This is a genomic window from Actinomadura darangshiensis, from assembly GCF_004349235.1.
Lineage (GTDB): Bacteria > Actinomycetota > Actinomycetes > Streptosporangiales > Streptosporangiaceae > Spirillospora > Spirillospora darangshiensis.
In genome coordinates this window covers 1-21,366 of record NZ_SMKY01000154.1, presented here as the reverse complement: position 1 = coordinate 21,366, position 21,366 = coordinate 1, and the positions used below count along the sequence as shown (strand labels likewise).

Sequence of the window (21,366 nt, the reverse complement as noted above, 5' to 3'; positions counted from 1 at the left end):
GCGTAGTCCGCCCGCCCATGTCCACCGGAACGGCGGCCGTTGGCCTGCCATGACATGGCACGCTCCACCTGGTACACGAGGCCATCTCACCGAGGACACCCCGCCGCACGACCGGTGCCGGCGGCCGCCACCGCCAGGCAATCCGAACAATCTTCGCAATTTGCCCGCCCTGGCGGCAACGGCACCCTCGGCGGCGAGCGGCGTCAAGCGGCGGGCGGGTTCCAGCGGCGCCACGCTTGCGGACCCGTGGCCGCATCAGGCCAACCCGCCCGTTCGGCCGACGCCGGCGCCCTGCCGTCCGGGGCACGTTCCGGCGCGGTGCGGATGGGTTTTAAAGACACTCGCGCACACGCGGCTTCGACGCCCTGCGCACCCTCCGGCCGACGTCCCGCGGCCCGCCGCCCACCGGGGCCGCGCCGCCGGCCCCGGCCGCGCGATGCCGCCCGCCCCGCCGCGGCGCGCACCGCGCCCCACCATTGAGAACCACAAAGCGAAGCGCTAGAAAGATCGGGTCGCCCGGCCGCCAATTCGCCGCACGCGACGCCGCGAATCCCCTTCACAATAACGTTCACCGACGCGTCCGGCGCCGGCCGCCGTTCCGCCTTGACCGGCCGCGCCGCCGCATGCCATCTTTTCCAATTGCCGAACTCTTGAAGGGACGAAAAGTACGTGCATGAAAAAGAAGCCGTAGAATTAATCTCGAAGATCATCGGCAGGACTCGTGGTATTCCCGCGCGCGATATTTCCGCGGACACCCGGCTCGCCGACGACCTCGGCCTGGACTCGCTGGACGCGGCCGAGCTGCTGGCGATGCTGCACCGCGAGACCGGCACCATGCTGGACGCCACCTCGGTCAAGGACTTCGAAACGGTCCAGAGCGTGGCGTCCCGCCTGCTGGCGGCCCAGGAGGAGAGCCACGCCTGACGTCCTCCCCCGCGCTGCCACCGTGCGTCCCACGTCGAAGCCGGAGGCCAGGCGGGTGGTCGTCTTCGGCCCTGATGCGGCACGGCGTCCACTAGGAGTGCCGCTCGACAGCCGGGTTCCACACGAACGAAGCGTGCCCGCAATGCTCCAGTGGCACCGCCTCCTGCGCAGGCGACGGATACAGATCGTAACGAGACACGCACACTCTGCCAATTGAAGGGACCGACAGAACATGACCGCATCGAGGAGCTTCCTCTCCGCGTTAGAGGACGGGGCAACCGCCCCAGAAGCCCGGTGAACGCGCAGACGATGGCACCGGAGGACGAGCTCGAACCCATCTGGCTGCTCAACCAGTACCGTGCGGCCGAGGTCCACGGGGCCGGCGCCATCATGCGGCTGGGCCGGCTGGCGGACGGCCTGGAGCTGCAGCGCGACCTGAGCCGCCACCTGCGCGACGAGGCGGTGCACGCCTGGCTGTGGACCAAGGCGATCACCGACCTCGGCGGGCAGATCATGGAGGTGGACGAGCCCTACCAGACGATGCTGGCCGGCCATTTCGGGATTCCGCGCACGCTCGACGAGATGCTCGCGCTGACCCTGGTGTCCGAGCGCCGCGGCGTGGCCCAGTACGAGGAGCACCTCGACGTCCAGGACATCGCGGCGCCCATCCGCCGGACGCTGCGCGGCATCCTCAAGGACGAGCAGTGGCACGTGGCGTACATCAACGACGAGCTCGAACGCCGCGCGCGCACCGATCCCGGCGTCCAGACGATCCTGGACCGGGCCATGGTCGCCGATGAGAAGGCGATGGAGGAGCTGGAGGGCCTGCAGGCCGAGCGGTCCGCAGCCCACGCCCCGGCCGGACAGGCGGGTCCGGGGAAGGCGCCCTCATGACGACCGACCCCCTCGCGGCCGTGCTGCCGCCGGACTCCGGCGGCGACGCCCCGCTGAGCGGCTCGCCCCACCCGCACGGGCACGCCTCGCTCGAAGAGATCGTCCGCCCGTTCGGGACGACCGGCCAGGGGCTGACCTTCATCGGGCGGCACTCCAGCGCCCGGCTGAGCTTCGCCGAGCTCGCCGCCCGCGCGGGCACCGCGGCGCACCGGCTGCGCGACGCCGGCATGATGCCCGGCGACCCGGTCGCCATGGTCGTGACGAACGACCTCGAATCCGTCACCGCGGTGCTGGGCACGTGGATGGCGGGCGGCACGGTGGTGTCGCTCCCGCCGGCGCCGCAGCGCGGCCTCGAACTGTACGCGTCGACGTTCGGCCGGATCATCGCCTCGCTCGGCTGCCGCTTCCTGGTCGGCGCGGAGCCCGGCGCGGAGTCGGGCGCGGCCGTGCCGCTTCCGCCGGGCGGCGTCGTCCTCGACGGCAGGGCGCTCGCGGCGCCCGGTGACGAGCGGCGCCCGCCGCCCGATGCCGCGATCCCCGAGAACGCCCTCGTGCAGTTCACCTCGGGCAGCATCGGCGCGCCGAAGGGCGTCGTGATCGGCCGGGACGCGCTCGCCGGGCACCTCGCCGTCATCGCCGCCGCCATGGGGCTGGAGCCCGAGCACGACCGGGTGGTGTCGTGGCTGCCGCTCTACCACGACATGGGCCTGGTGGCGATGTTCCTCACCGGCCTCGGCAGCCGCGTCGACATATCGCTCTCCTCGCCGACGGTGTTCGCCGGACGGCCGGCGAGCTGGCTGACGACGCTCTCCGAGCAGCGCGCCACCATCACCGCGGCGCCCGACTTCGCCTACCGGCTGGCCGCCTCCGTGCCGTACGAGGAGGGGCTCGACCTCTCCCGGATGCGCGTCGCCGTCGCCGGCGGGGAGCGCGTCCTCTGGCAGACGCTCGTCGAGTTCCACGAGACCGCCGGCCCGCTCGGCTTCGCCTGGGAGGCGCTGAGCCCGAGCTACGGCCTGGCGGAGGGCGTGGTGGGCACCACCTGCATCCCGCCGGGCCGCGGTCCCGTCCGCGGACCGGGCGGGCACACCTCGCTCGGCCCGCCGATGGCGGGCATGCGGGTCCGCATCGCGCCGGACACGGGCGACACGGACGGCGCGGCCTCGGAGGGCGCGCCCATCCACATCGCCGGGGAGTCGCTCTTCTCCGGATACCAGACGGGGACGGGCTTCACGCCGCGCGAGGGCGAATGGCACGACACGGGCGACTCGGGGTTCGTGCACGACGGCGACCTGTACGTGCTCGGCCGGCGCGCCGAGATCATCACGACCGGGGGGCGGAACGTCTTCGCCGAGGACGTCGAGATGATCGCGCACGCGGCCGGCGGAGACCGGCTGCGCGGCTGCGCGGCGTTCCGCGCGCCCGGCGCGCGCGACCGGTTCGCGATGTACGCCGAGGCCGACCGCGCGACCGCCGGCTCCCCGGACGAGGCGCTGGCGCTGGCCCGGCTGATCCGGGCGGAGGTCTCCCGGACGCTGCGCACGCGGCTGACGTTCGTCCGCATCGTGCGGCGGGGGACGATCCCGCGCACCACGTCCGGCAAGGTGCGGCGCGCGCACTGCCGCGACCTGTACGGGTCGGACGCCCTCGGCCGCCGGACCGTCGCCGAACTCGCCTGACCGCCCGCCGGCCGCTCCCCCGCGCACGAACAACCGACCACCCTTTCTGGAGGAAGCGCTCGATGCCTCTCAAATCGGTTTGGCTCGATGGCGAACTGGTCCCCTGGGACGACGCCACCGTCCACGTCAGCACGCTCGGACTGCACTACGGCATCGGTTTCTTCGAGGGAATCCGCTGCCACGCGACCGACCGCGGCCGGATCATCTTCCGGCTCGCCGACCACCTGCGGCGGCTCGCGTCGTCGGCCGCGATCTACGGGGTCGAGCTCCCCTACCCGCAGGGCGACCTGGCCCGCGCCTGCCGCGACGTCGTCATCGACAACGAGTTCGAGAGCTGCTACCTGCGGCCCATCGTGTTCCTCGGGCAGGGGCTCGACCCGTTCGACACCCCGTTCCGCGCCGCGATCCTGGGGGTGGACTTCGGCCCGCTGACCGGGCCGCCGTCCGGCGACGGCGTCACCGCCAAGATCTCCAGCTTCCGGCGGATGTCGCACGAGTCGCTGCCGCCCGCCGCCAAGGCCACGGGCCAGTACCTGAACGCGATGCTCGCGCAGGGCGAGGCGCGCGCCGCCGGCTGCGACGAGGCGATCCTGCTCAACGGCGACGGCCACGTGTCGGACGGCTGGGCGCACAACGTGTTCGCCGTCCGGGACGGGGTGCTGATGACGCCGCCGCCGTCCAGCGGCGCGCTGCCCGGCATCACCCGCGACTCCATGATCACGCTGGCGGCCGAGGCGGGCATCCCGGTCCAGGAGCAGACCATGGTCCGCACCGACCTCTACCTGGCCGACGAGTGCTTCCTCACCGGCACCTCCGTCGGCGTGGTCCCCGTCCTCGCCGTGGACGGGCGGACGATCGGGACCGGCGAGCAGGGGCCGGTCACCGGCAAGCTGATCGCGGCCATGGACGAGGCCATCCACGGCGACGGGCATCCCGAATGGCTGGAGAGCGTCGAATGACGCCGACGGCGCCGCCGTCCGCCGCGGACCTCGTCGACGAGGCGTTCCAGGTCGAGGTGCGCGGCGCGCTGGCGGCGTTCACCGGCGACTTCGCGCGGTGGGAGCTGGAGCGGCACATCCCGAAGTCCGTCCCGGCCGCGCTCGGCCGGGCGGGGCTGTTCCGGCGCCGCTGGGAGCCGGGGGCCGAGGGCGGGCTGCGCCGGCTGGTGACGATGTGCCAGGAGATCTGCCGGGAGAGCAGCGGCCTGGCGCTGGTGGCGATGGGGCACAGCGAGATCTTCGTCGGCGGGCTGCACTGGCTCGCCGCGACGCCCTACCAGCTGGAGCTGCTGGAGAACGCCCTCGACGGCGCGGTCGTCGGCTGCTTCGGGGCGACCGAGCCGCACGGCGGCTCCAGCCTCGGCGACCTGCGGACGGCGGCGGTGCGGGTGCCGGACGGCTGGCGGCTCACCGGCTGCAAGCGCTACATCTCCAACGTGGGCCGCGCCGACTACATCCTGGTGCTGGCCCGCGCCGAGGACGCGGCCCACCCGGGCGACCTGAGCCTGTTCCTGCTGCCGCTGGACCATCCCGGCGTCACCGTCGACGGGTTCTTCGACACGGCCGGGCTGCGGTCCTGCGACGCCGGGCAGGTGACGTTCGACGCCACGCTGCCGGACGACGCGCTGCTCGGCAAGGCCGGGCTCGGCCTGCTGTACGCGACGCACCTGCTGCACTTCGAGCGGCTGGGGATCTGCGCCCAGCTGATCACCGCGGCCGACACCGCGCTGCGGCTCGCCGCGGCCTACACGCGGCAGCGCACCACGGGCGGCCGGCGGGTCATGGACCGGCAGTCGGTCCGGCACCGGCTGGCCCGCGCCAGGGCGGAGCTGTGGAACCTGGAGACCCGCCTCGCGCACCTGGTGGGGATCGCCGAGCGGGAGGGCAGGATGCCCGGGCACGAGATCGCGGCGCTGAAGCTCACCGCGGGCGAGTCCACCGGCGCCATCGTCGACACCGCGCTCCAGCTGTTCGGGGCGCGCGGTTACACGGCCGCCTTCCCGCTGGAGCGGATCTGGCGGGACGCCCGCCTCGCGCGGCTGGGCGGCGGCACCGACGAGGTGATGAGCGACCTGGTCGCCGCCCGGGTCGACCGCGCCGACCCGTACTACGACGACCTCGTCACCGCGCTGAGCCTGAACGACCAGCCCGGACCGGTCCCGGGTCCGCGGGGCTGACCGGGTCAGGTCCGCCGCCACAGCGGCGGCCGGTCCGGGGCGGCCCGCCGCCCGGTGTCCCGCAGGTGGCGGGCGACGCGGTCCTCGGCGGCCGCGCGCTCGGCGGGCGGCTCCTCCGCGTCGGCGACCTGCCGGGCGTAGGCGCGCAGCAGCGGGTGGAACCGGTACCGGTCCTCCGGCGCGGACGCGAGGAGGTGCTCGTCCAGCAGGACCTCCAGCGCCTTCTCGGCGTCCGCCACCGGGACTCCCGCGAGCGCGGCCGCGGAGGCGGGCGTGAACGCCGTCCCGGGGTGCAGGCCGAGCAGCCGGAACAGGCGGCGCTGCTCGTCCGGGAGGGCCAGGTAGGACGGTGCGAACGTCGCGCTGACCGAGCGGTCGCGCAGGCTCAGCTCGGCCAGCAGCCGCCGGTCGTCGTCGAGGCGGTCGGCGAGCCCCGCCAGTGACCACGCGGGACGCGTCTGCAGCCGCCGCGCCGCCAGCGTGACCGCGAGCGGCAGCCCGCCGCAGCGCGCGGCGATCCGCGCGGCGGCGCCGGGGTCGTCGTCGGCCCGGTCCGCGCCGACGACGCGCCGCAGCAGCTGGACGGACTCGGGCGGCCCGAGGACGTCCAGGTCCAGCCGGTGCACGCCGTCCAGCCCCGCGAGCCTGCGCCGGCTCGTCAGCACCGCCAGGCAGGACGGGTCGCCCGGCAGCAGCGGCCGCACCTGCTCCTCGTCGGCGACGTCGTCCAGCACCAGCAGTGCCCGGCGCCCGTGCAGGCGGGCGCGGAAGAGCGCGGCCCGGCCCTCCGTCCCGTGCGGGACGCGCGCGGCGGGGACCCGCAGGAGCCGCAGGAAGGTCTCCAGGACGTCGGCCGGGTCGGCGGGGCCGCGCCGCGGATCGGTCGCGTGCAGGTCGGCGAAGAGCTGGATCTCGCCGAACCGGTCGCGGCGCGCGAAGCGGTGCGCCGCGCGGACGGCCAGCCGGGTCTTGCCCGCCCCCGCCATCCCCTCGATGACGACGGCGATCGGCGCCGTGCCGCCGTGGGCGGAGTCCGCGAGCTCGCCGAGCCGCCGCAGTTCGGCGTCCCGGCCGGTGAACTCGGCGATGTCCATGGGGAGGTGGCGCAGCACGTCCGCCCCGGGCGGCTCCGGCTCGGTGCCGCCCTGCGCGAGCACGGCCGGCGGCCCGTGCGCGTCGGGGGCCGGTGCGTCCGGGAAGGTGCCGTCCAGTCCGGGGTCGGCGTTCAGGATCTGCTGCGCCAGCCGCCGCAGCCGCACCCCGGGATCGATGCCCAGCTCGTCGGCGAGGCGGGCGCGCACCTGCGCGTACGCCTCCAGCGCGTCGGCGGGCCGGCCCATGCGGTACAGGACGAGCATGAGCCGCTCCCAGAGTCCTTCGCGGAGCGGGTGCCGGGCCGCCAGGCGCCGCAGGTCGGGGACGAGGGTGTCGGAGCGGCCGAGCAGCAGGCACGTGTCGGCGTACCGCTCCATGAGCAGCAGGCGGTGCTCCTCGAGCCGCTCCACCTCGGCCTGCAGCGCCCCGCCCAGCGGCATGGCCTCAAGCGGCCGCCCGCGCCACAGGCGCAGCGCGGCCTCGAAGTCCTGCGCGGCCTGGCGCCCCCGGCCGGCGAGGAGCGCGGCCTCCCCCCGGGCGAACAGCTCCTCGAAGCGGAACAGGTCGAGTTCGCCCGGCTGGACCCGCAGCTGGTAGCCGGGCGCCCGGGTGACCAGGCGCTCCGCCGGACGTCCCGTCCTGCGCAGGACGCGGCGGAGCCCGGCGATGTACCCGCGGACGTTGGCCGTCGCCGACGACGGCGGGTTCCCCCACCACACCGCGTCGATCAGGCGGTTGACCGGCACCACCCGGTTGGCCTCCAGCAGCAGCGCCGTCAGGACGGCCTGCTGCCGGGGGCTGCCCATGTGCAGCTGCCTGCCGCTGGCCACGACCTCCAGCGGCCCGAGTACGCGGAACTCCACTGGCGGCCCCCCGATCGACCAGCGGCAGCGGAGCCGGGCAATGGCCCGCGTTCAGCACCGGCCCCGCTATGCAACCCATTTTTTCCGGTCTATGCAGGATATATGCGGAAGCTAAGCACGGGCTAGGGCAGATTGATTCTCGTGTTCAAACGGGGGAACCAAAGAAAACCGGCCTGCGAACACAGCAGGCAATTGCATGATCACGGGGCGCAGCCGTATCCGGACATCCGGAACGGCTGCCCGGGTAATAAGCACGGGAATGGCCCGCCATATCCGTGCGCCGGCCATCTCGCCGACACCGGCCCGACGCCTCCCGTCCGGCCGCGCAGCGCCGCCGGCGATGAGCCCGCCGCCCGCACGCGGGCCGCGGGCAGCGTGCGCAGGGGCGGACGGGGCGGAGCCGTCCCGCCGTGTCGCCGGGCAGGCGCGCGACCATCGCTGCGACCACGGACGTCCGCGACGCCGTGCGAGGGTGCCCGGCCGCAGCCGCGAGGTGTCTGCGGCGCGCGTCCGGTGCTCCGGTGAGCGCACCGGCTCCAGCCTCCCCCGCCCGTCCGGCCGGCGCGCGCGCCGGCCGCTGAAACAGCCCGCCTCCGTAGCCCAACGGTAGAGGCATACTCCTTAAAAGAGTCGAAGTGTCGGTTCGAATCCGACCGGGGGCACAGTGACCCGCCATTACGCCCGGGGAGGGGTAACCCCTCCGGGTCGCGGCGGCAATGGCGAGGCGAAGCCGGACGGTGCGCGGAGCGCCCGCGCGCCGAGGTCCCGTTCATTGAAACCACCACCCATTCACTCAGGTCATCTGCCGCTGCAGCCGCCGGATCGCGAGGTAGAGCAGCCCTGCGGCGAGCAGGACGTAGACGCCGGTCTCCAGGTACTGGAACGGCCAGAACCTGTCGCCCGGCTGGTAGGACACGAGATTGTAGGCGCCGGCTCCGTAGCAGCCGTCCGCGTCCGGCGAGTCCGGCGGCGGCCAGCAGACCGCCTGGGTGTCGCCGGCCAGCAGCGAGCCCGCCCGGTCGTACACCCCATCGGAGATCACCCAGTTCCCGTTGCCGATGTTCGGCGCGGTGTCCGAGACGACCGGGTACTTCAGGTCCTTGGCGCCCTGGAAGTTCGGGCGGCCGAGCACCGCCAGCGGGATCCGCAGCACCACGAACCCGACCAGCGTCATGGCCATCGCGGGCATCACCTTACGGGTGACCGTCCCGGCGAAGATGCCGAGCGCCACCGCGAACAGCGTGTACCCGATCGGCGCGATGCCCTGGACATCGAAGCTGAGGAACTCCAGGCGGCTCGTCCCGGTCCGGTTGAGCGGCCCCATCCACCAGCTGACCAGCGCCGCGTAGCCGATCGCGAACAGCAGGGCCGCGACCGTGATCGCGGCGATCTTCACGGCGCCCCAGCGCGCCCGGGTGACGCCCTGCGTCCACACCAGCCGGTGCGTCCCGGACTCGATCTCGCGGGCCACCAATGGCGCGCCCCAGAACAGTCCGGCCAGCAGCGGCACGAAGATCAGCAGAAGGGCGGCCCGGCCGTAGTCCCCGTAGGCGCGCTGGAAGCGGTCGACGACGCTCTGGCATTCCGACACCTTGCCGGCGCCGACCAGGCTGCCGTCGCCGAGCCCGTTCAGGCACCGCTCGGTGCCCATATCGGTGAACGCGTGGTGCATCTTCAGGCCGGTCGGGATGAGGACGGCCAGCAGGACGGCCAGCCCGATCAGCGCGGCCAGCATCTGCTTGCGGTGCTGCCGCCAGGTCAGCCAGATCATGCGCCGACTCCCCGCTGCGGTAGGGAGACCGGCCCCGGCAGGGCCGCCGCGTTCGGATCGGCGAGGTAGGCCAGCACTAAGTCCTCCAGCGTGACGTCGGAGACGTTCCAGGCGGGGTGGTGGATGGGCCCGCCGGTGCGGACCAGCAGCGTCGTCTGCTTGTCGGTGTGGCTCTCCCGGAGCACGGTGCCGACGCCGCTGTACTCGCCCTCGCGGGTCCGCGGCCCGATCAGCGTCCGGTGCTCGGCGAGCAGTTCATCCACGGACCCGACGACCTGCGCGCTGCCCTTGCGGACCACGACGAGCCAGTCGCAGGTGCGCTCGACGTCGCCGAGCAGGTGCGAGGAGTGCAGCACGGTCGTGCCCTGGTCGGCGACGATCCCCATCAGGGCCTGCATGAACTCCCGCCGCGCCAGCGGGTCGAGCGCGGCGACCGGCTCGTCCAGCAGCAGCAGCCGGGGCCGCTTGGCGATCGCCAGGACCAGCGCGACCTGGGCGCGCTGCCCGCCCGACAGCCGGCCGGCCTTGCGGTCGAGCGGGATGTCCAGCTTCCCGAGCCGGTCGACGGCCAGGTCGTCGTCCCAGGTCCGGTTCAGCTTGGAGCCCAGCTTGACGAGCTCGGCCACCGTGAAGTCCGGATACAGCGGGGTGTCCTGCGCCACGAACCCGACCTGCTCTAACAGCTCCCGGCTGTCGCCCGGCGCCTTGCCGAACACCCGGACCTCGCCCTCGTCCGGCTTGAGCAGCCCGACGGCCAGATGCAGCAGCGTGCTCTTGCCCGCGCCGTTCGGCCCGACGAGGGCGGCCACCGAGCCGACGGGGACGCGCAGCGAGCAGCCGCGCAGCCCCCAGTCGCGCCCGTACCGCTTTCCGAGGTCGGTGGTCTCCAATGCCGAGGTCACGCTATTCCTTCCCGTCCCTGTCGAAATCGATCCTCCTGAAACACGGCCCGCAACGTCGTTTCGACTAGGGCCACTACCTCCTCTTCATCGAGCCCCGCGGCGAAGACCCGGTCGAGCCAGGCCTCCAGATCGCGGCGCAGTGCTCCGTGGGTGACCAGGGTCGGGCGCGACAGCGAGCGGCGCACGAACGTCCCGACGCCCACCCGGCCCTCCACCAGTCCCTCGATCTCCAGCTGCCGGTAGGCCTTGAGCACGGTGTTGGGGTTGATCGCCAGCGACTCGGCCACCTCGCGCACCTTCGGCAGCTGGTCGCCCGGCTCCAGCATCCCGACCCGCAACGCCTGCTTCACCTGCCGGATCAGCTGCATGTAGGTCGCCTCGCGTGAGTGACCGTCCAGCAGGAACTCGATCACACACTTACCTCCTTAACTACATCACTGCTTATCTACGACTATAGGACAATCCGCCAGGGACGCGCCAGCACCCGGACCCCGCGCCGAGGGCCGCCCGGCGCCTCGCCGGGGTCGGCCCGCGTGCCGGCGACGGCACTGACGACCCGCACGGCCCGCCGTCCTCCCAGCACACCCGGCACAGAAAGTGACAAACGTCGCATTGCACGCGACACCCTTCCTGCTGATCATCGCTTCGTAGCGAAATGTCAGCTGATCTAACAATTGTCCGCGATGCTACGATCTGCCCAATTACCCGTGCGGGCGATCACTCCCGCGACCGTCAGGGGGGCCGTAGTGACCGAGCCATCGCCGGAGTCCGCGGAGGCACGACTCGCCGGGGCACGCGACCGGCTGAGGTCGCTGCGCGGCGGCGGAGGCCGCCCCGGGCAGGGCGATCCCCCGTCCGGAGCGCCCGCCGGCGGCGCCGGCACGGCGGACGAGGAGCGGGTCCGGGCCACCGCCGCCGGCGGCAGGCTGACCGGGCTGGTGCTCGACCCGCGCGCCATGCGGTCCGCGCCGGAAGAGCTTGGAAGGCACATCGCCGCCGCGGCCAACGCGGCACTGGACGACATGCGCGCGCTGACCCAGGCCGGGGACGCGGAGCCGGTCGTCGACCCGGCGGCGCTCGTCCAATCCCTGCGCGAGGTGCAGGAGCAGGGGCTGCGGCAGCTCGCCGTGATCAACCAGTCGATCGGCGAGGCACTGGCCAAGGCGCACGCGAGCAAGCGATGAGCTACGAACGCGCCTCCGACGACCTCGACCGGGTGCTCGGCGACGTCCTCGGCGCCGCCGTCCGCGCGCGGGACGCCTCCCCCGCCCCGAGCACCGAGAGCGAAGGCCACGACCCGGACCGGACGGTCCGCGCGGTCGTCTCGCCGGGCGGGCGGATCGAGTCGGTGGAGATCATCGGCGCCCGCGCCGCGCGGCTGAGCTCCCAGGAGATCGCCGAGCGCGCGATGGCCGCGATCAACGCCGCGCTGGACGGCCTGGCCGCCCCGGCCGCCGCCGGGCCGCTGGACGACGAGTCGGCCGACCGGCTGCGCGAGGCCCAGGACGCCGGCATGCGGCAGCTCGGCGAGTACACGCAGTCGTTGCGCGACCTGATGAACGGCTTCTAGCACCGACCGACAGGGGGAAAGAACCCATGGGCATGCCGGGATACGAGGTCGATCCCGAAGGAATCCGCAGTTCGGGAATCGGTATCGGCACTTCGGCGCAGCAGCTGAAGTCCGACTGGGAGGCGTTCCAGGCCGAGCTCGCCGGATTCGGCGAGCCCTGGGGCGACGACGACATCGGTTCGCTCATCGGCGGCTGCTACCAGGCGATCTACGAGGTCGCCGCCGAGTGCTACGGCGACAACCTCCAGGCGATGGAGGAGGACGCCGGCGTCGTCCAGTACGTGGCCGACAGCCACGCGGCGGCCGAGCAGCACAACGTGGTGGAGATCAACCGGGTCCGGGACGTGCTCGGCTGATGGGACTGCAACTTCCCGGCGAGCTGATCTCGCTGCTGTCGATGCTCGGCTACACCTGGCCCAAGGCCGACGAGACCAAGCTGATGGAGATGGGCGGCGCCTGGCTCGGGTTCGCCGGCGCCCACTCCGGCCCGCTCGGCGAGGCCGACGCGCAGGCGTCGCGGGTGTGGCAGGCGAACAAGGGCGACGACATCGAGGCGTTCCGGACGGCCTGGACCGACGAGGAGTCCGCCAGCACCAACCTGCGGGACTTCACCACCGCCGCGAACATCATCGGCGCCGGCCTCATGGTGTGCGGCGGCATCGTGCTGGCCCTGAAGATCAACGTGATCGTGCAGCTCACGATCCTGGCCATCGAGATCGCCCAGGCCATCGCCACCGCCGGACCCACCCTCGGCGCCTCCCTCGCCGAGATCCCCATCTTCAAGGAGATCACGGGAGCGATCATCGACCAGCTCATCGACATGGCCCTGCAGGCCATCCTCAATGGCTAAGGGCAGCGGCAAGGCGGCCGGGGGGCTCATGGCCGCCGCAGTGAAGTTCCTGAAGCGCGCGAACAAGCGGAACCGCCCGGGACGGATGACGCCCCACTTCCGGGACCACGTGTTCGGCGGGCATGTGAAGCCGGGAATGCCGAAGGCGTCCGGCTACCACTACCGGCCGGGCGGCAAGGACTTCCCGGGCCGGCGCCTCAAGCCCGGCTCCAAGGTGACCGACCCCACCACCGGCGCCTACCGCGCCAAACCCGAGTTCTTCGACAAGACCATGAACCCGCCGCACGGCGCGTGGAAGCCGAAGAACGGCCCGAATGGCGGAGAAAGCTCCTTCTACCCGGACCATTGGACGCCCGCGCAGGTGGACGCGGCGGTACCGGGCGCCTTCAACAACGCCTCCCCGGTCCCCGGAATGCCCAACAAGTGGCGCGGCACCTATAATAACGTGGTCATTGAAGGCTTCTACAACAACACCGGCGGCTTCACACACGGCTGGCCGGTCGTCCCATAAGCTGAAAGGATCGCCACGGTGCACGGGATCTCCTTTGCCCTCGACGACTTCAGGCTCCCCTACTGCAAGGCCGGCGACGACCGGCTGCAGCGGCTCGGCAACTGGATCACGACCGATGTCTCCATCTACAAGGGTGTCTGCCTGGACGCGCTGGCCACCCTCGCCGACGCCGCCGCCGGGAAGCCGACGGAGCCCTGGGACAGCGAGAACTACACCGTCACCTTTCTCGCCTCCGCCGTGCGGATACAGAATGATTGGGTCGAGTCGGAGAACGGAGAATTCGGGCTGGCCGAGGTGCGCGAGGCGGTCGAGGACTACTGGCGATTCCTCGTCTCCATTCCGGACAATCCCAACCTCGTCCGCGAGTTCCGCCCCGATCTGCCGGAATGGCAGGCGGCGCTGCTGTCGTGGGAGGAGACGTGGAAGCGCCCGCACCCTTACCGCGGCACCCTTTTCTGATCAGCGGCCGGCGACGAGGCGGTCGGCCCAGCGGCGCAACGCGTCCTCCACGGGCGGGTGGCTCAGGCTCGCGGCGGCGGCGAGCGCGTCCGCCGATGACGTGTCGTACCGGTCCTCCGACAGGAACGTCAGCGTCTCGGGTTCGACCCGCGTGAGCGCGCGCGGCAGCCGGCGCACCAGGCCGACCGGCAGCATCACCCGGGGCGCGCGCCGGCCGAAGTGCCGTGCCAGCAGGCCGACCAGCCGAGGCAGGTCCGGGGTGGCGTCGTCCAGCACCCAATGTGCCTGGTAGGGCCCTCGATCGTGGTCGGGGACGGCGGCCATGAAGCGGGCGAGGTGGTCGACGGTGACGACGGGGACGAACGTGCGGCGCGACCCGGCCAGCGCCGGCAGGCGTCCCGCCCAGAGGTTCTCCACCGTCTCGGCCAGGCCGATGTACTGCCCGGCCTCGCCGGTGACCGAATGCCCGATCACGCTGGCGGGGTGGACGGCGGTGACGGGCACCCCTTCCTCCTCGGCGACCGCCCTGACCGCCGCGTCGCCCTCGCGCTTGGACGCCTCGTACGCGCCGTAACGTCGGTAGAACGCGCCCAGATCACGCTCGGGCACGGGATAGGCGAGCGTCCGTCCAGCCGCGACGCGGTAGCCGGAAACGTGGACGAGGCGCCGCAGCCGCGGAAGCCCGGCGGCCCAGCGCACGACGTTCACGGCGCCGTCGACGTTCACCCGCCGCGCCTCGTCGCGGCCCAGCCCGAACCGGAACAGGGCCGCGGCGTTGTACACGTCCCGCACCCAGTCCAGCCGCTCGCGGTCCAGCCCGAGGCCGGGCCGGGCGATGTCGGCTTCGGCGACGCTGAGCCGCCCGTCGTCGACGTCATGCCCCCGTAGCCAGGTGCGCAGCTCGTCCCCGCGCCCCTCTTCCCGGACGGTCACGGCGACCGGCCGCCCCTGAGCGAGCAGCTCTGCCACCAACCAGCGTCCGATGAACCCGGTCGCCCCGAAGACAAGGCTGCCGGGCCCGCGCGCGTCTCTCTCGTTCCCCATGAACTCAAACTAGACCGGTCTACCTATTTTGTCGACCCGTGCTCGGGCGGGAGCGGATGCGGCGTGGTGCCGCACCCGCTCCCCCGGCCGTCACTCCTGTGGTGCGGCCTCGGATCGCGTGGTCGGTGCGGGCTTGAACAGCAGACAGAAGAACGTCGCCATGACGAGGACCGCTGCGGAGGCCAGCAGGACGGTTCGCATCGCATCGACGAAAGCGACCGCGAAGGCGTCTTGGGCCAGGCGGTCGAACAGGGCGGTGTTCGCGGGCGTCAGGCCGTCCGGCGGCGTAGGTGGGCTGAACTGCCGCGCACCGGCGGTGGTGTTCTCGACGAACCGGGCGCGCAGATCCGCGGGAAGGCGGGTCGACTGCTTGACAGCCTCGTCGTGAAGAGCCGAATCGAGGCGGACGGACAGGACGGCGCCGAGAACGGCCGTCCCGAGGACTCCCCCGATCTGCCGGGTGGTGCCGGACACCCCGGAGGCGACGCCGGCGAGCCGGGGATCGACACCGTCCATCGTGGCCTGCTGCAGGGGCGCGAAGGTCGCGCCGCTGGCGACCCCGATGATGATCAGGCCGGGCAGCAGGTGCCCGGCGCCGCTGTGCGGCCCCGCCATCAGGACCAGGACCAGCAGGCCGATGGCGAGCAGGGTCATCCCCGCCATGAGGACGTACCTGCCGCCGATCTTGTCCGACAGCCGTCCCGCGTAGGCGGAGCCGATCGCGGTGAGGACGGCGTTGGGCAGCAGGACGAGCCCGGTCCGCAGCGGCGAGTACCCGCGGGCCGTCTGCAGGTAGAGGACGAGCACGAAGGCGATGCCGATCATGCCCAGCTGGAAGACGAACCCGATCCAGTTGCCGGCCGCGAAGTTGCGCCCGGCGAACAGGCTCAGGGGCATCAGCGGCTCGCCCCGCTGGACGTGCTGCCAGGCGACGAACAGCCCGAGCAGGACGACGCCGGCGACGATGACCGTGGTGATGCCGATCGGCCCGGCGATCGTCCCCCAGCCGTAGCGTTCTCCCTCGATCAGGCCGAAGGCGACGCCGGTCAGTCCCGCGGTGGCGAGGGCCACCCCGGGCAGGTCGAGCCGGTGGGTGCGGCCGGACCGCACGGCCGGGACGAAGACCAGGGCCAGCACCGCGGTGATCACGCCGACCGGGACGTTGATGAAGAAGATCCAGCGCCAGCCGAGGTGGCCGAGGACGAGGCCGCCCGCGACCGGTCCCACGATCGGCGCGAACCCCACGACCGCGCCGAAGACGCCGAAGGCCCGGCCGCGCAGCCGCGGCGGGAAGATCGTCAGGATCGACGAGATCACCTGCGGGAACAGGAGCGCCCCGCCCAGCCCCTGGAGCACCCGCGCGGTGAGCAGCCAGGCCGGGGACTCGGCGAGCCCGCACAGGGCCGAGGCGACGGTGAACGTGGAGATGCCGATCAGGTAGAGGCGCCGGTATCCGAAGATGTCCCCGAGGCGGCCCGTGCTGATCAGCAGCACGGAGAAGACGAGCAGATACGCGTCGATGACCCACAGCACCTGGTCGTACGAGGCGTCGATGCCGTGGATGAGCGCCGGGACGGCGATGTTGACGATGGTTCCGTCCAGCAGCGACATGAAGAAGCCGATGCTGAGGATCCCGAGGACGAGCCATGGGCGCCTGGCGGCGGGCTCGGAGAATGCGGCGTGCGGCATTCCGGTGACCTCTCCGGTGGCGCGCCGCGTTCAGCGCGCGGCGCGCGACTCAGCGACTCCCACCTTCCCCGGATCATCGGGACCCGTAGAAGCTGGTCGGCGAGGCATGAGCCCAACGGTGAGAGGTCGAGGCGGAGCCTAACAGGTCGTGTTCTAGGTGTGGCAGGTGCCGCCGCGGCAGTTGCGGAGCTTCCGGAGTGCGGCCCGGAGTTGTTCGAGGCGCTGCGGGGAGAGCCGCCCCACGGTGTTGTCGAGTTCGCCGGGGTCGCCGCTGAGGTCGTAGTACTCGCGCTGCCCGCCGGCGTACTCGACGTACAGTTCGCTGGACGTGCGCAGGGCCTCGTAGCTGGGCGGGTTGCCGCTGGCGCGTCCCTGCCGGTCGGGGTCGCCGGGCCGGTTGTTCGGGCCGTGGTGCTCGATGAGCACGGCGTCGCGCTTCGGCGCCGTGTCGTCGCCCTTGAGTGCGGGGACGAGCGACCGGCCGTCCACCGACGCGGGGACGGGGGCGCCGCCGAGCTCCTCGAAGGTGGGGCAGAGGTCGGTGTTCTGTGCGAGCCCGCTGTGGGTGGAGCCGGCGCGGACGCCCGGTCCGGTCACCACCAGCGGCACCTTGATGTCGGTGTCGAAAGCCGTCTGCTTTCCCTGCGCCAGGCGGTGCTCGCCCAGGTGGAAGCCGTTGTCGGAGGAGAAGACCAGGTAGGTGTTCCGGTCGGCGCCGGTCGCCTTGAGGGTGGCCTGGAGACGTCCGATCATGTCGTCCACCGCCTGGACGGACTGGGCCCGCTTCCGGAACACCGTGTCGTCCTTGCGGATCTGTCCCGGCTTGAGGCTCGGGTGGTTCTTCAGCCAGGCCGGCTTGTCGGAGATGTCGGCCTCGTTGAAGGCGGGCCCGCGCGGTGCCTTGAGGCCGGGGAACAGCCCGGCGTCACGCGGCGCCGGGGTGTAAGGACCGTGCGGGGCGAACGTCGCGATCTCCATCATGAACGGCCGCCGGTCTTGGACCGCGCGGTCGATGAAGCCGGCCCCCTTGCCTGCCAGGACGTCGGTCAGGTAGTCCTTCGGCTGGTCTCCATAGCGGACGGGGCGGCCGTTCTCGTTCAGCGTGTAGTTGAACTCCGGGTAGCCGTTTCCGGCGACGTCCCATTCGTCCCAGCCGGGCGGAGCGGGATCGGTCGGCTGATAGCCGTTGAGGTACTTGCCCATCATCGCCGTGCGGTATCCGGACTTCTGCAGCGCAGTGGCGAAGGTGGCCCGCTGGTTTCCGCGAGCGTTGAACGTCCGGTAGCCGCCGTCCGGAACCTGGTTGGTGAACACCCCGGTGTTGTGCGGGTATTTGCCGGTGAGGATGGTGGACCGCGACGGGCAGCACAGCGAGTCGGTGACGTAGTAGTCGTTGAACGTCATCCCCTGCCGCTGCATCTCCTTGACGTGCGGCATGTACTCCACCAGGTTCGACGCGAGGTCGTCGGTGAGCACGAAGACGATGTTCGGACGTTCCGGTGCACCGGCCTGCCGTTGCGCGTCCGAGCCCGTTGCCCCGCAGGAAGCCAGGGCCAGCGAAACGGCTGCAACCGATGCGGCGAGCCGGATCGGTCCTCTCATGGGAGCCTCTTCCGTCGACGGCGAAGTCCGCGACACCCACTGTCGGGAAAGCCTCTGGGAGACGTCCGGCAACCGCCTGGGAACGCCCTGAGAGTGCCGGCCTGAAACGCTCAGCCGGGCCGAGCGGTTTCTCAGACCCGGACGGGGAGGGAGACCAGGCCGCGCACGATCGAGCCGGTGCGGTGGTGGCGCAGTTCGGTGGCCGGGACGGCGAGGGCGAGATCGGCGAATCGGTCCAGCAGGGCGCCGATGGCGATCTGGCCCTCCAGCCGGGCCAGCGGCGCGCCCAGGCAGAAGTGCAGGCCGTGGCCGAAAGCGACATGGCCCTTGGGGGCGCGGGTCACGTCCAGGCGCTCGGGGTCATCGAAGACGGCGGGGTCGCGGTCCGCGGCGCCGAGCGCGACGTGCACCCAGGCGCCCTCGGGGATCGGGGTGCCGGCGATCTCCATGTCCTCCAGGGCGATGCGCTGGCTCGCCCGTTCCACCGGGCCGTCGTACCGCAGCAGCTCCTCGACCGCGGACGGCAGCAGCTCCGGCTTCCCCCGGAGCAGTTCGAGCTGGTCGGGCGCCCGCAGGAGGGCGAGCACGCCGTTGCCGATGAGGTTGACCGTGGTCTCGTGCCCGGCGATGAGGAGCAGCGCGATGCTGCCCAGCATCTCGTCCTCGGTGAGGGCGGCGTCCCCGTCGCGGGCGGCGAGCAGGCCGCTGATCAGGTCGTCCTCGGGACGGGCCCGCCGCTCGGCGATGGCCGCGACCAGGTAGCCGTTGAACGCGCGGGCGGCCTCGCGGCGGCGCGCGCGGGCCTCGGCGGACAGCGCCGGCACGGTCAGCACGGCCGTCCACTCGCGGAACCGGGCCCGGTCGGACGCCGGCACGCCGAGCAGCTCGCAGATGACCTGGATCGGCAGCGGGACCGCGAACTCCTCGATCAGGTCGGGCTCGCCGCGGGCCGCGATGCCGTCCAGCAGCCCGTCCGCGATCTCCTGGACGCGGGGGCGCAGCCGCTCGACCCGCCGGGTGGTGAACGCCTTGGCGACCAGCCCGCGCATCCGGGTGTGGTCGGGCGGGTCCATGGCGAGCATCGTCCCGCCGAAGAACAGCTCGGCGTTCACCGGCACGGTGCTGTGCGCGGAGTCCTTGGACAGGCGCGGGTCGGTCAGCGCCGCGCGGCCGTGCTCGTGGTCGACCACCAGGAAGGCGGTCGCCCCGGGAGGGAAGTCGATCGGGTGGACCGGGCCGGCCGCGCGCAGCTCGGCGTAGGTGGTGTACGGGTCCTCGCTGAACGTCCTGCTGAACAGCAGGTCCACCGGCAGCATCAGCGGACCCTCCCCACCCCGGCGAGGAAGCCGGGCGGGGCCATGTCGGACTCGACCGGCCCGTCGTCCGCCCGCCAGTCGGCCACCTGGACCAGGCCGGGGCCGACCAGCTCGGTGCCCTCGAAGAACGCCATGACGTCGCCGGCGGTGCGCGGGATGATGTCGCCGGCCCCCGTCCTGCCGTAGGCGGACCGGACCTGGTCCTCGACGTCCCTCGTGATCGCACCCGCGTAGCCGTGCGAGATGACCAGGAAGCTCCCGGGGGCAAGGGCCGCGCGCAGCCTCGCCACGATCTCGGCCGGACGCTCCTCGTCCGGGACGAAGTGCAGGATGGCCAGCAGCAGGAGGCCCACCGGCTTGCCGAAGTCGATGCGGGCCTTGACCTCCGGGTCGTCCAGGATGGCCTCCGGGGCGCGCAGGTCGGCCTGGACGACGGTGGTCAGCGGGTTGTCGGCCAGCAGCGCCCGCGCGTGCGTGAGCACGATCGGGTCGTTGTCGACGTAGATGACACGCGAGTCGGGGGCGGCGCGCTGCGCCACCTCGTGCACGTTCTCCTGCGTCGGCAGCCCGGACCCGATGTCGATGAACTGCCGGACGCCGAGCCCGGCCATCATCGTCACGGCCCGCGACAGCAGCCGCCGGTTGGCGCGGGTGAACTCCAGGACGTTCGGCATCACCGCCATGACCTGGTCGGCGGCCTCCCGGTCGGCGGCGAAGTTGTCCTTGCCGCCGAGGTAGTAGTCGTACATCCGGGCCACGCTGGGGACCTCGGGATCGATCACCCATTCCGGATGGTGCTCACCACTCACGGACGGACCTCCCTGGCTGGGTACCCGGTCGCCTGATTCTAGAGGCCGGAACCATCCGATTTCCGATCATTGGCGACACCCGGCACGCCACCCGCTAGGGACGGACGGCGACGCCGCCCGTCCCTACGCGCGGGCTCGGGTCACCCCCACTGGCCGGGCTGGTAGTCACCGGCGGGCACCTGCGCGATGACGTTCATGCGGTTCCAGGTGTTGATGAGGGCGATCGCGGAGATCAGGGCGGCGAGCTCGTCGTCGTCGTAGTGCTTGGCGGCGTTCGCCCAGACCTCGTCGCTGACGCCGCCCGCGGCGTCGGCGATGCGGGTGCCCTGCTCGGTCAGCTCCAGCGCGGCCCGCTCCGCCTCGGTGAAGACCGTGGCCTCCCGCCAGGTCGCGACCAGGTTGATCCGCGTCGAGGTCTCCCCCGCGTGCGCGGCGTCCTTGGTGTGCATGTCGGTGCAGACGGCGCAGCCGTTGATCTGGCTGGCGCGGATCTCCACCAGGTGCAGCGTCGAGGTCGGCACCGACGAGTCCGTCAGAACCTTGCCCGCCGACTGGACGTACTTCATGAACTTCGCCGCGACGGGGGTGCCGTAGTAGTTGAACCGCGCTTCCATGGTGATCTCCCTGCTGTTTGACTCCTACACACTCCTGACGAAGCGGCCCACCCGGATGTGACGGCCCACGACGAAACCGATGCGACCCACTAACCGCGTGCGGGGAAGGTCGCGCGTATGGTGCGGCCCTCCGGCGTACCGGACCATGACCAGGTTGCGGCGAGGGCGTCCACGGTGAGCAGGCCCCGGCCGCCCTCCGCCAGCTCGGCCAGGCTCCGCACCTGCGGCTCCCCCGCCCCGCCCTGGTCGGTGAGGTAGACGATGACGCCGGCCACGTCCATGTTGATGTCGACGGTGAACCGGCCGCCGTCCGCCCCGGAGCGGGTGTGCTGGATGGCGTTGACGGCCAGTTCGTCCAGGACGAGGAGGACGTCGTCCAGGGCCGGAAACCCGGCCAGCAGGTGCGCGGCGAAAGCCCGGACGAAGCGGACCTCCTCGGCCCTCCCCCGGAACTCGCGCCGCCAGTACATCGGCGCCTCGTGCTCAGCAGGGACGGAAACGGCGAGCAGCATTGATCACCTCTCGGGACGATGTGTCATCGGCCGTTCCATCTTCGGTAACCACACGCAATCGGTCCGGAAAAGCCCCAGGCCAGCGC

The 21,366-nt window shown here is 72.1% G+C and carries 22 protein-coding genes and 1 tRNA gene; 12 read left to right on the top strand and 11 right to left on the bottom strand.

The annotated features are described in order from the left end of the window. The first annotated feature begins 669 nt into the window (after positions 1 to 669). The 5 genes from E1293_RS28240 (at position 670) to E1293_RS28215 (ending at position 5,673) form a co-directional block, all read left to right on the top strand. Entirely contained in the window at positions 670 to 924 is a 255-nt protein-coding gene (locus E1293_RS28240; RefSeq protein ID WP_132200520.1) for an acyl carrier protein, read from the top strand. A gap of 294 nt (positions 925 to 1,218) precedes the next feature. Then, positions 1,219 to 1,818 (top strand): ferritin-like domain-containing protein, encoded by a 600-nt coding sequence (locus E1293_RS28230; protein WP_132200519.1) that lies wholly within the window; start codon positions 1,219 to 1,221, stop codon positions 1,816 to 1,818. Then, positions 1,815 to 3,497, top strand: a complete 1,683-nt coding sequence (locus E1293_RS28225; protein ID WP_132200518.1) for an AMP-binding protein — start codon at positions 1,815 to 1,817, stop codon at positions 3,495 to 3,497. The genes E1293_RS28230 and E1293_RS28225 overlap by 4 nt, the downstream gene beginning before the upstream one ends. Before the next feature lie 62 nt (positions 3,498 to 3,559). After that, positions 3,560 to 4,456, top strand: coding sequence for a branched-chain amino acid transaminase (locus tag E1293_RS28220; protein ID WP_132200517.1), 897 nt, complete (start codon positions 3,560 to 3,562; stop codon positions 4,454 to 4,456). Then, a complete protein-coding gene (locus tag E1293_RS28215) occupies positions 4,453 to 5,673 on the top strand; it encodes an acyl-CoA dehydrogenase family protein (protein ID WP_165978421.1) in 1,221 nt (406 codons plus the stop codon). The genes E1293_RS28220 and E1293_RS28215 overlap by 4 nt, the downstream gene beginning before the upstream one ends. Before the next feature lie 5 nt (positions 5,674 to 5,678). Here the strand turns inward: E1293_RS28215 and E1293_RS28210 are convergent, their stop codons facing one another. Next, positions 5,679 to 7,631 carry an AfsR/SARP family transcriptional regulator gene (locus tag E1293_RS28210; RefSeq protein WP_132200515.1) on the bottom strand — a complete coding sequence of 651 codons (1,953 nt, stop codon included), beginning with the start codon at positions 7,629 to 7,631 and terminating at the stop codon, positions 5,679 to 5,681. A gap of 589 nt (positions 7,632 to 8,220) precedes the next feature. On the opposite strand from E1293_RS28210, the gene E1293_RS28205 reads away from it, so the two are divergent. Then, positions 8,221 to 8,293 (top strand) — tRNA-Leu (locus tag E1293_RS28205). A 131-nt stretch (positions 8,294 to 8,424) separates the two neighbouring features. Here E1293_RS28205 and E1293_RS28200 read toward each other — a convergent pair. The 3 genes from E1293_RS28200 to E1293_RS28190 are packed head-to-tail and all read right to left on the bottom strand — an operon-like array spanning position 8,425 to position 10,717. Beyond that, entirely contained in the window at positions 8,425 to 9,402 is a 978-nt protein-coding gene (locus tag E1293_RS28200; protein WP_132200514.1) for an ABC transporter permease, read from the bottom strand. Further along, positions 9,399 to 10,304 carry an ABC transporter ATP-binding protein gene (locus E1293_RS28195; protein ID WP_132200513.1) on the bottom strand — a complete coding sequence of 302 codons (906 nt, stop codon included), beginning with the start codon at positions 10,302 to 10,304 and terminating at the stop codon, positions 9,399 to 9,401. The genes E1293_RS28200 and E1293_RS28195 overlap by 4 nt, the downstream gene beginning before the upstream one ends. After that, the gene (locus E1293_RS28190; protein ID WP_132200512.1) at positions 10,301 to 10,717 is read right to left on the bottom strand and encodes a GntR family transcriptional regulator; all 417 of its coding nucleotides are present in this window, start codon (positions 10,715 to 10,717) and stop codon (positions 10,301 to 10,303) included. Before E1293_RS28190 ends, E1293_RS28195 begins: the two co-directional genes overlap by 4 nt. A 333-nt stretch (positions 10,718 to 11,050) precedes the next feature. Here E1293_RS28190 and E1293_RS28185 point away from each other — a divergent pair, with 333 nt between their 5' ends. From E1293_RS28185 to E1293_RS28160, 6 genes are read left to right on the top strand one after another with little or no spacing between them, the layout of a single operon-like run. Continuing rightward, on the top strand, positions 11,051 to 11,488 hold the full coding sequence (locus tag E1293_RS28185) for a YbaB/EbfC family DNA-binding protein (protein ID WP_132200511.1): 438 nt from the start codon (positions 11,051 to 11,053) through the stop codon (positions 11,486 to 11,488). Then, a complete protein-coding gene (locus E1293_RS28180) occupies positions 11,485 to 11,874 on the top strand; it encodes a YbaB/EbfC family DNA-binding protein (protein ID WP_132200510.1) in 390 nt (129 codons plus the stop codon). The genes E1293_RS28185 and E1293_RS28180 overlap by 4 nt, the downstream gene beginning before the upstream one ends. 26 nt (positions 11,875 to 11,900) lie before the next feature. Beyond that, the gene (locus E1293_RS28175; protein ID WP_132200509.1) at positions 11,901 to 12,230 is read left to right on the top strand and encodes a hypothetical protein; all 330 of its coding nucleotides are present in this window, start codon (positions 11,901 to 11,903) and stop codon (positions 12,228 to 12,230) included. Next, entirely contained in the window at positions 12,230 to 12,724 is a 495-nt protein-coding gene (locus E1293_RS28170) for a WXG100-like domain-containing protein (protein ID WP_132200508.1), read from the top strand. The genes E1293_RS28175 and E1293_RS28170 overlap by 1 nt, the downstream gene beginning before the upstream one ends. Beyond that, complete coding sequence (locus E1293_RS28165; protein WP_207939132.1) at positions 12,717 to 13,235, top strand: EndoU domain-containing protein; 519 nt, start codon at positions 12,717 to 12,719, stop codon at positions 13,233 to 13,235. The genes E1293_RS28170 and E1293_RS28165 overlap by 8 nt, the downstream gene beginning before the upstream one ends. Positions 13,236 to 13,253: 18 nt before the next feature. Further along, positions 13,254 to 13,694 carry a hypothetical protein gene (locus E1293_RS28160; RefSeq protein ID WP_132200507.1) on the top strand — a complete coding sequence of 147 codons (441 nt, stop codon included), beginning with the start codon at positions 13,254 to 13,256 and terminating at the stop codon, positions 13,692 to 13,694. On the opposite strand, the gene E1293_RS28155 is transcribed toward E1293_RS28160, so the two are convergent. The 7 genes from E1293_RS28155 to E1293_RS28125 form a co-directional block, all read right to left on the bottom strand. Continuing rightward, positions 13,695 to 14,738, bottom strand: coding sequence for an SDR family oxidoreductase (locus E1293_RS28155; protein WP_132200506.1), 1,044 nt, complete (start codon positions 14,736 to 14,738; stop codon positions 13,695 to 13,697). It lies immediately after the preceding gene. A 90-nt stretch (positions 14,739 to 14,828) separates the two neighbouring features. Further along, positions 14,829 to 16,427, bottom strand: a complete 1,599-nt coding sequence (locus E1293_RS28150) for a DHA2 family efflux MFS transporter permease subunit (protein ID WP_132200505.1) — start codon at positions 16,425 to 16,427, stop codon at positions 14,829 to 14,831. Positions 16,428 to 16,580: 153 nt separating this feature from the next. Continuing rightward, positions 16,581 to 18,029: a sulfatase family protein gene (locus E1293_RS28145; RefSeq protein ID WP_132200504.1), complete on the bottom strand. Its 1,449-nt coding sequence runs from the start codon at positions 18,027 to 18,029 to the stop codon at positions 16,581 to 16,583. Between the two features lie 131 nt (positions 18,030 to 18,160). Further along, positions 18,161 to 19,345: a cytochrome P450 family protein gene (locus tag E1293_RS28140; protein ID WP_132200503.1), complete on the bottom strand. Its 1,185-nt coding sequence runs from the start codon at positions 19,343 to 19,345 to the stop codon at positions 18,161 to 18,163. Beyond that, positions 19,345 to 20,154, bottom strand: coding sequence for an SAM-dependent methyltransferase (locus E1293_RS28135; protein ID WP_243716638.1), 810 nt, complete (start codon positions 20,152 to 20,154; stop codon positions 19,345 to 19,347). Before E1293_RS28135 ends, E1293_RS28140 begins: the two co-directional genes overlap by 1 nt. Positions 20,155 to 20,294: 140 nt before the next feature. Beyond that, the gene (locus E1293_RS28130) at positions 20,295 to 20,768 is read right to left on the bottom strand and encodes a carboxymuconolactone decarboxylase family protein (RefSeq protein ID WP_132200502.1); all 474 of its coding nucleotides are present in this window, start codon (positions 20,766 to 20,768) and stop codon (positions 20,295 to 20,297) included. Between the two features lie 89 nt (positions 20,769 to 20,857). Then, complete coding sequence (locus tag E1293_RS28125) at positions 20,858 to 21,280, bottom strand: ATP-binding protein (RefSeq protein ID WP_132200501.1); 423 nt, start codon at positions 21,278 to 21,280, stop codon at positions 20,858 to 20,860. Positions 21,281 to 21,366 lie beyond the last annotated feature (86 nt).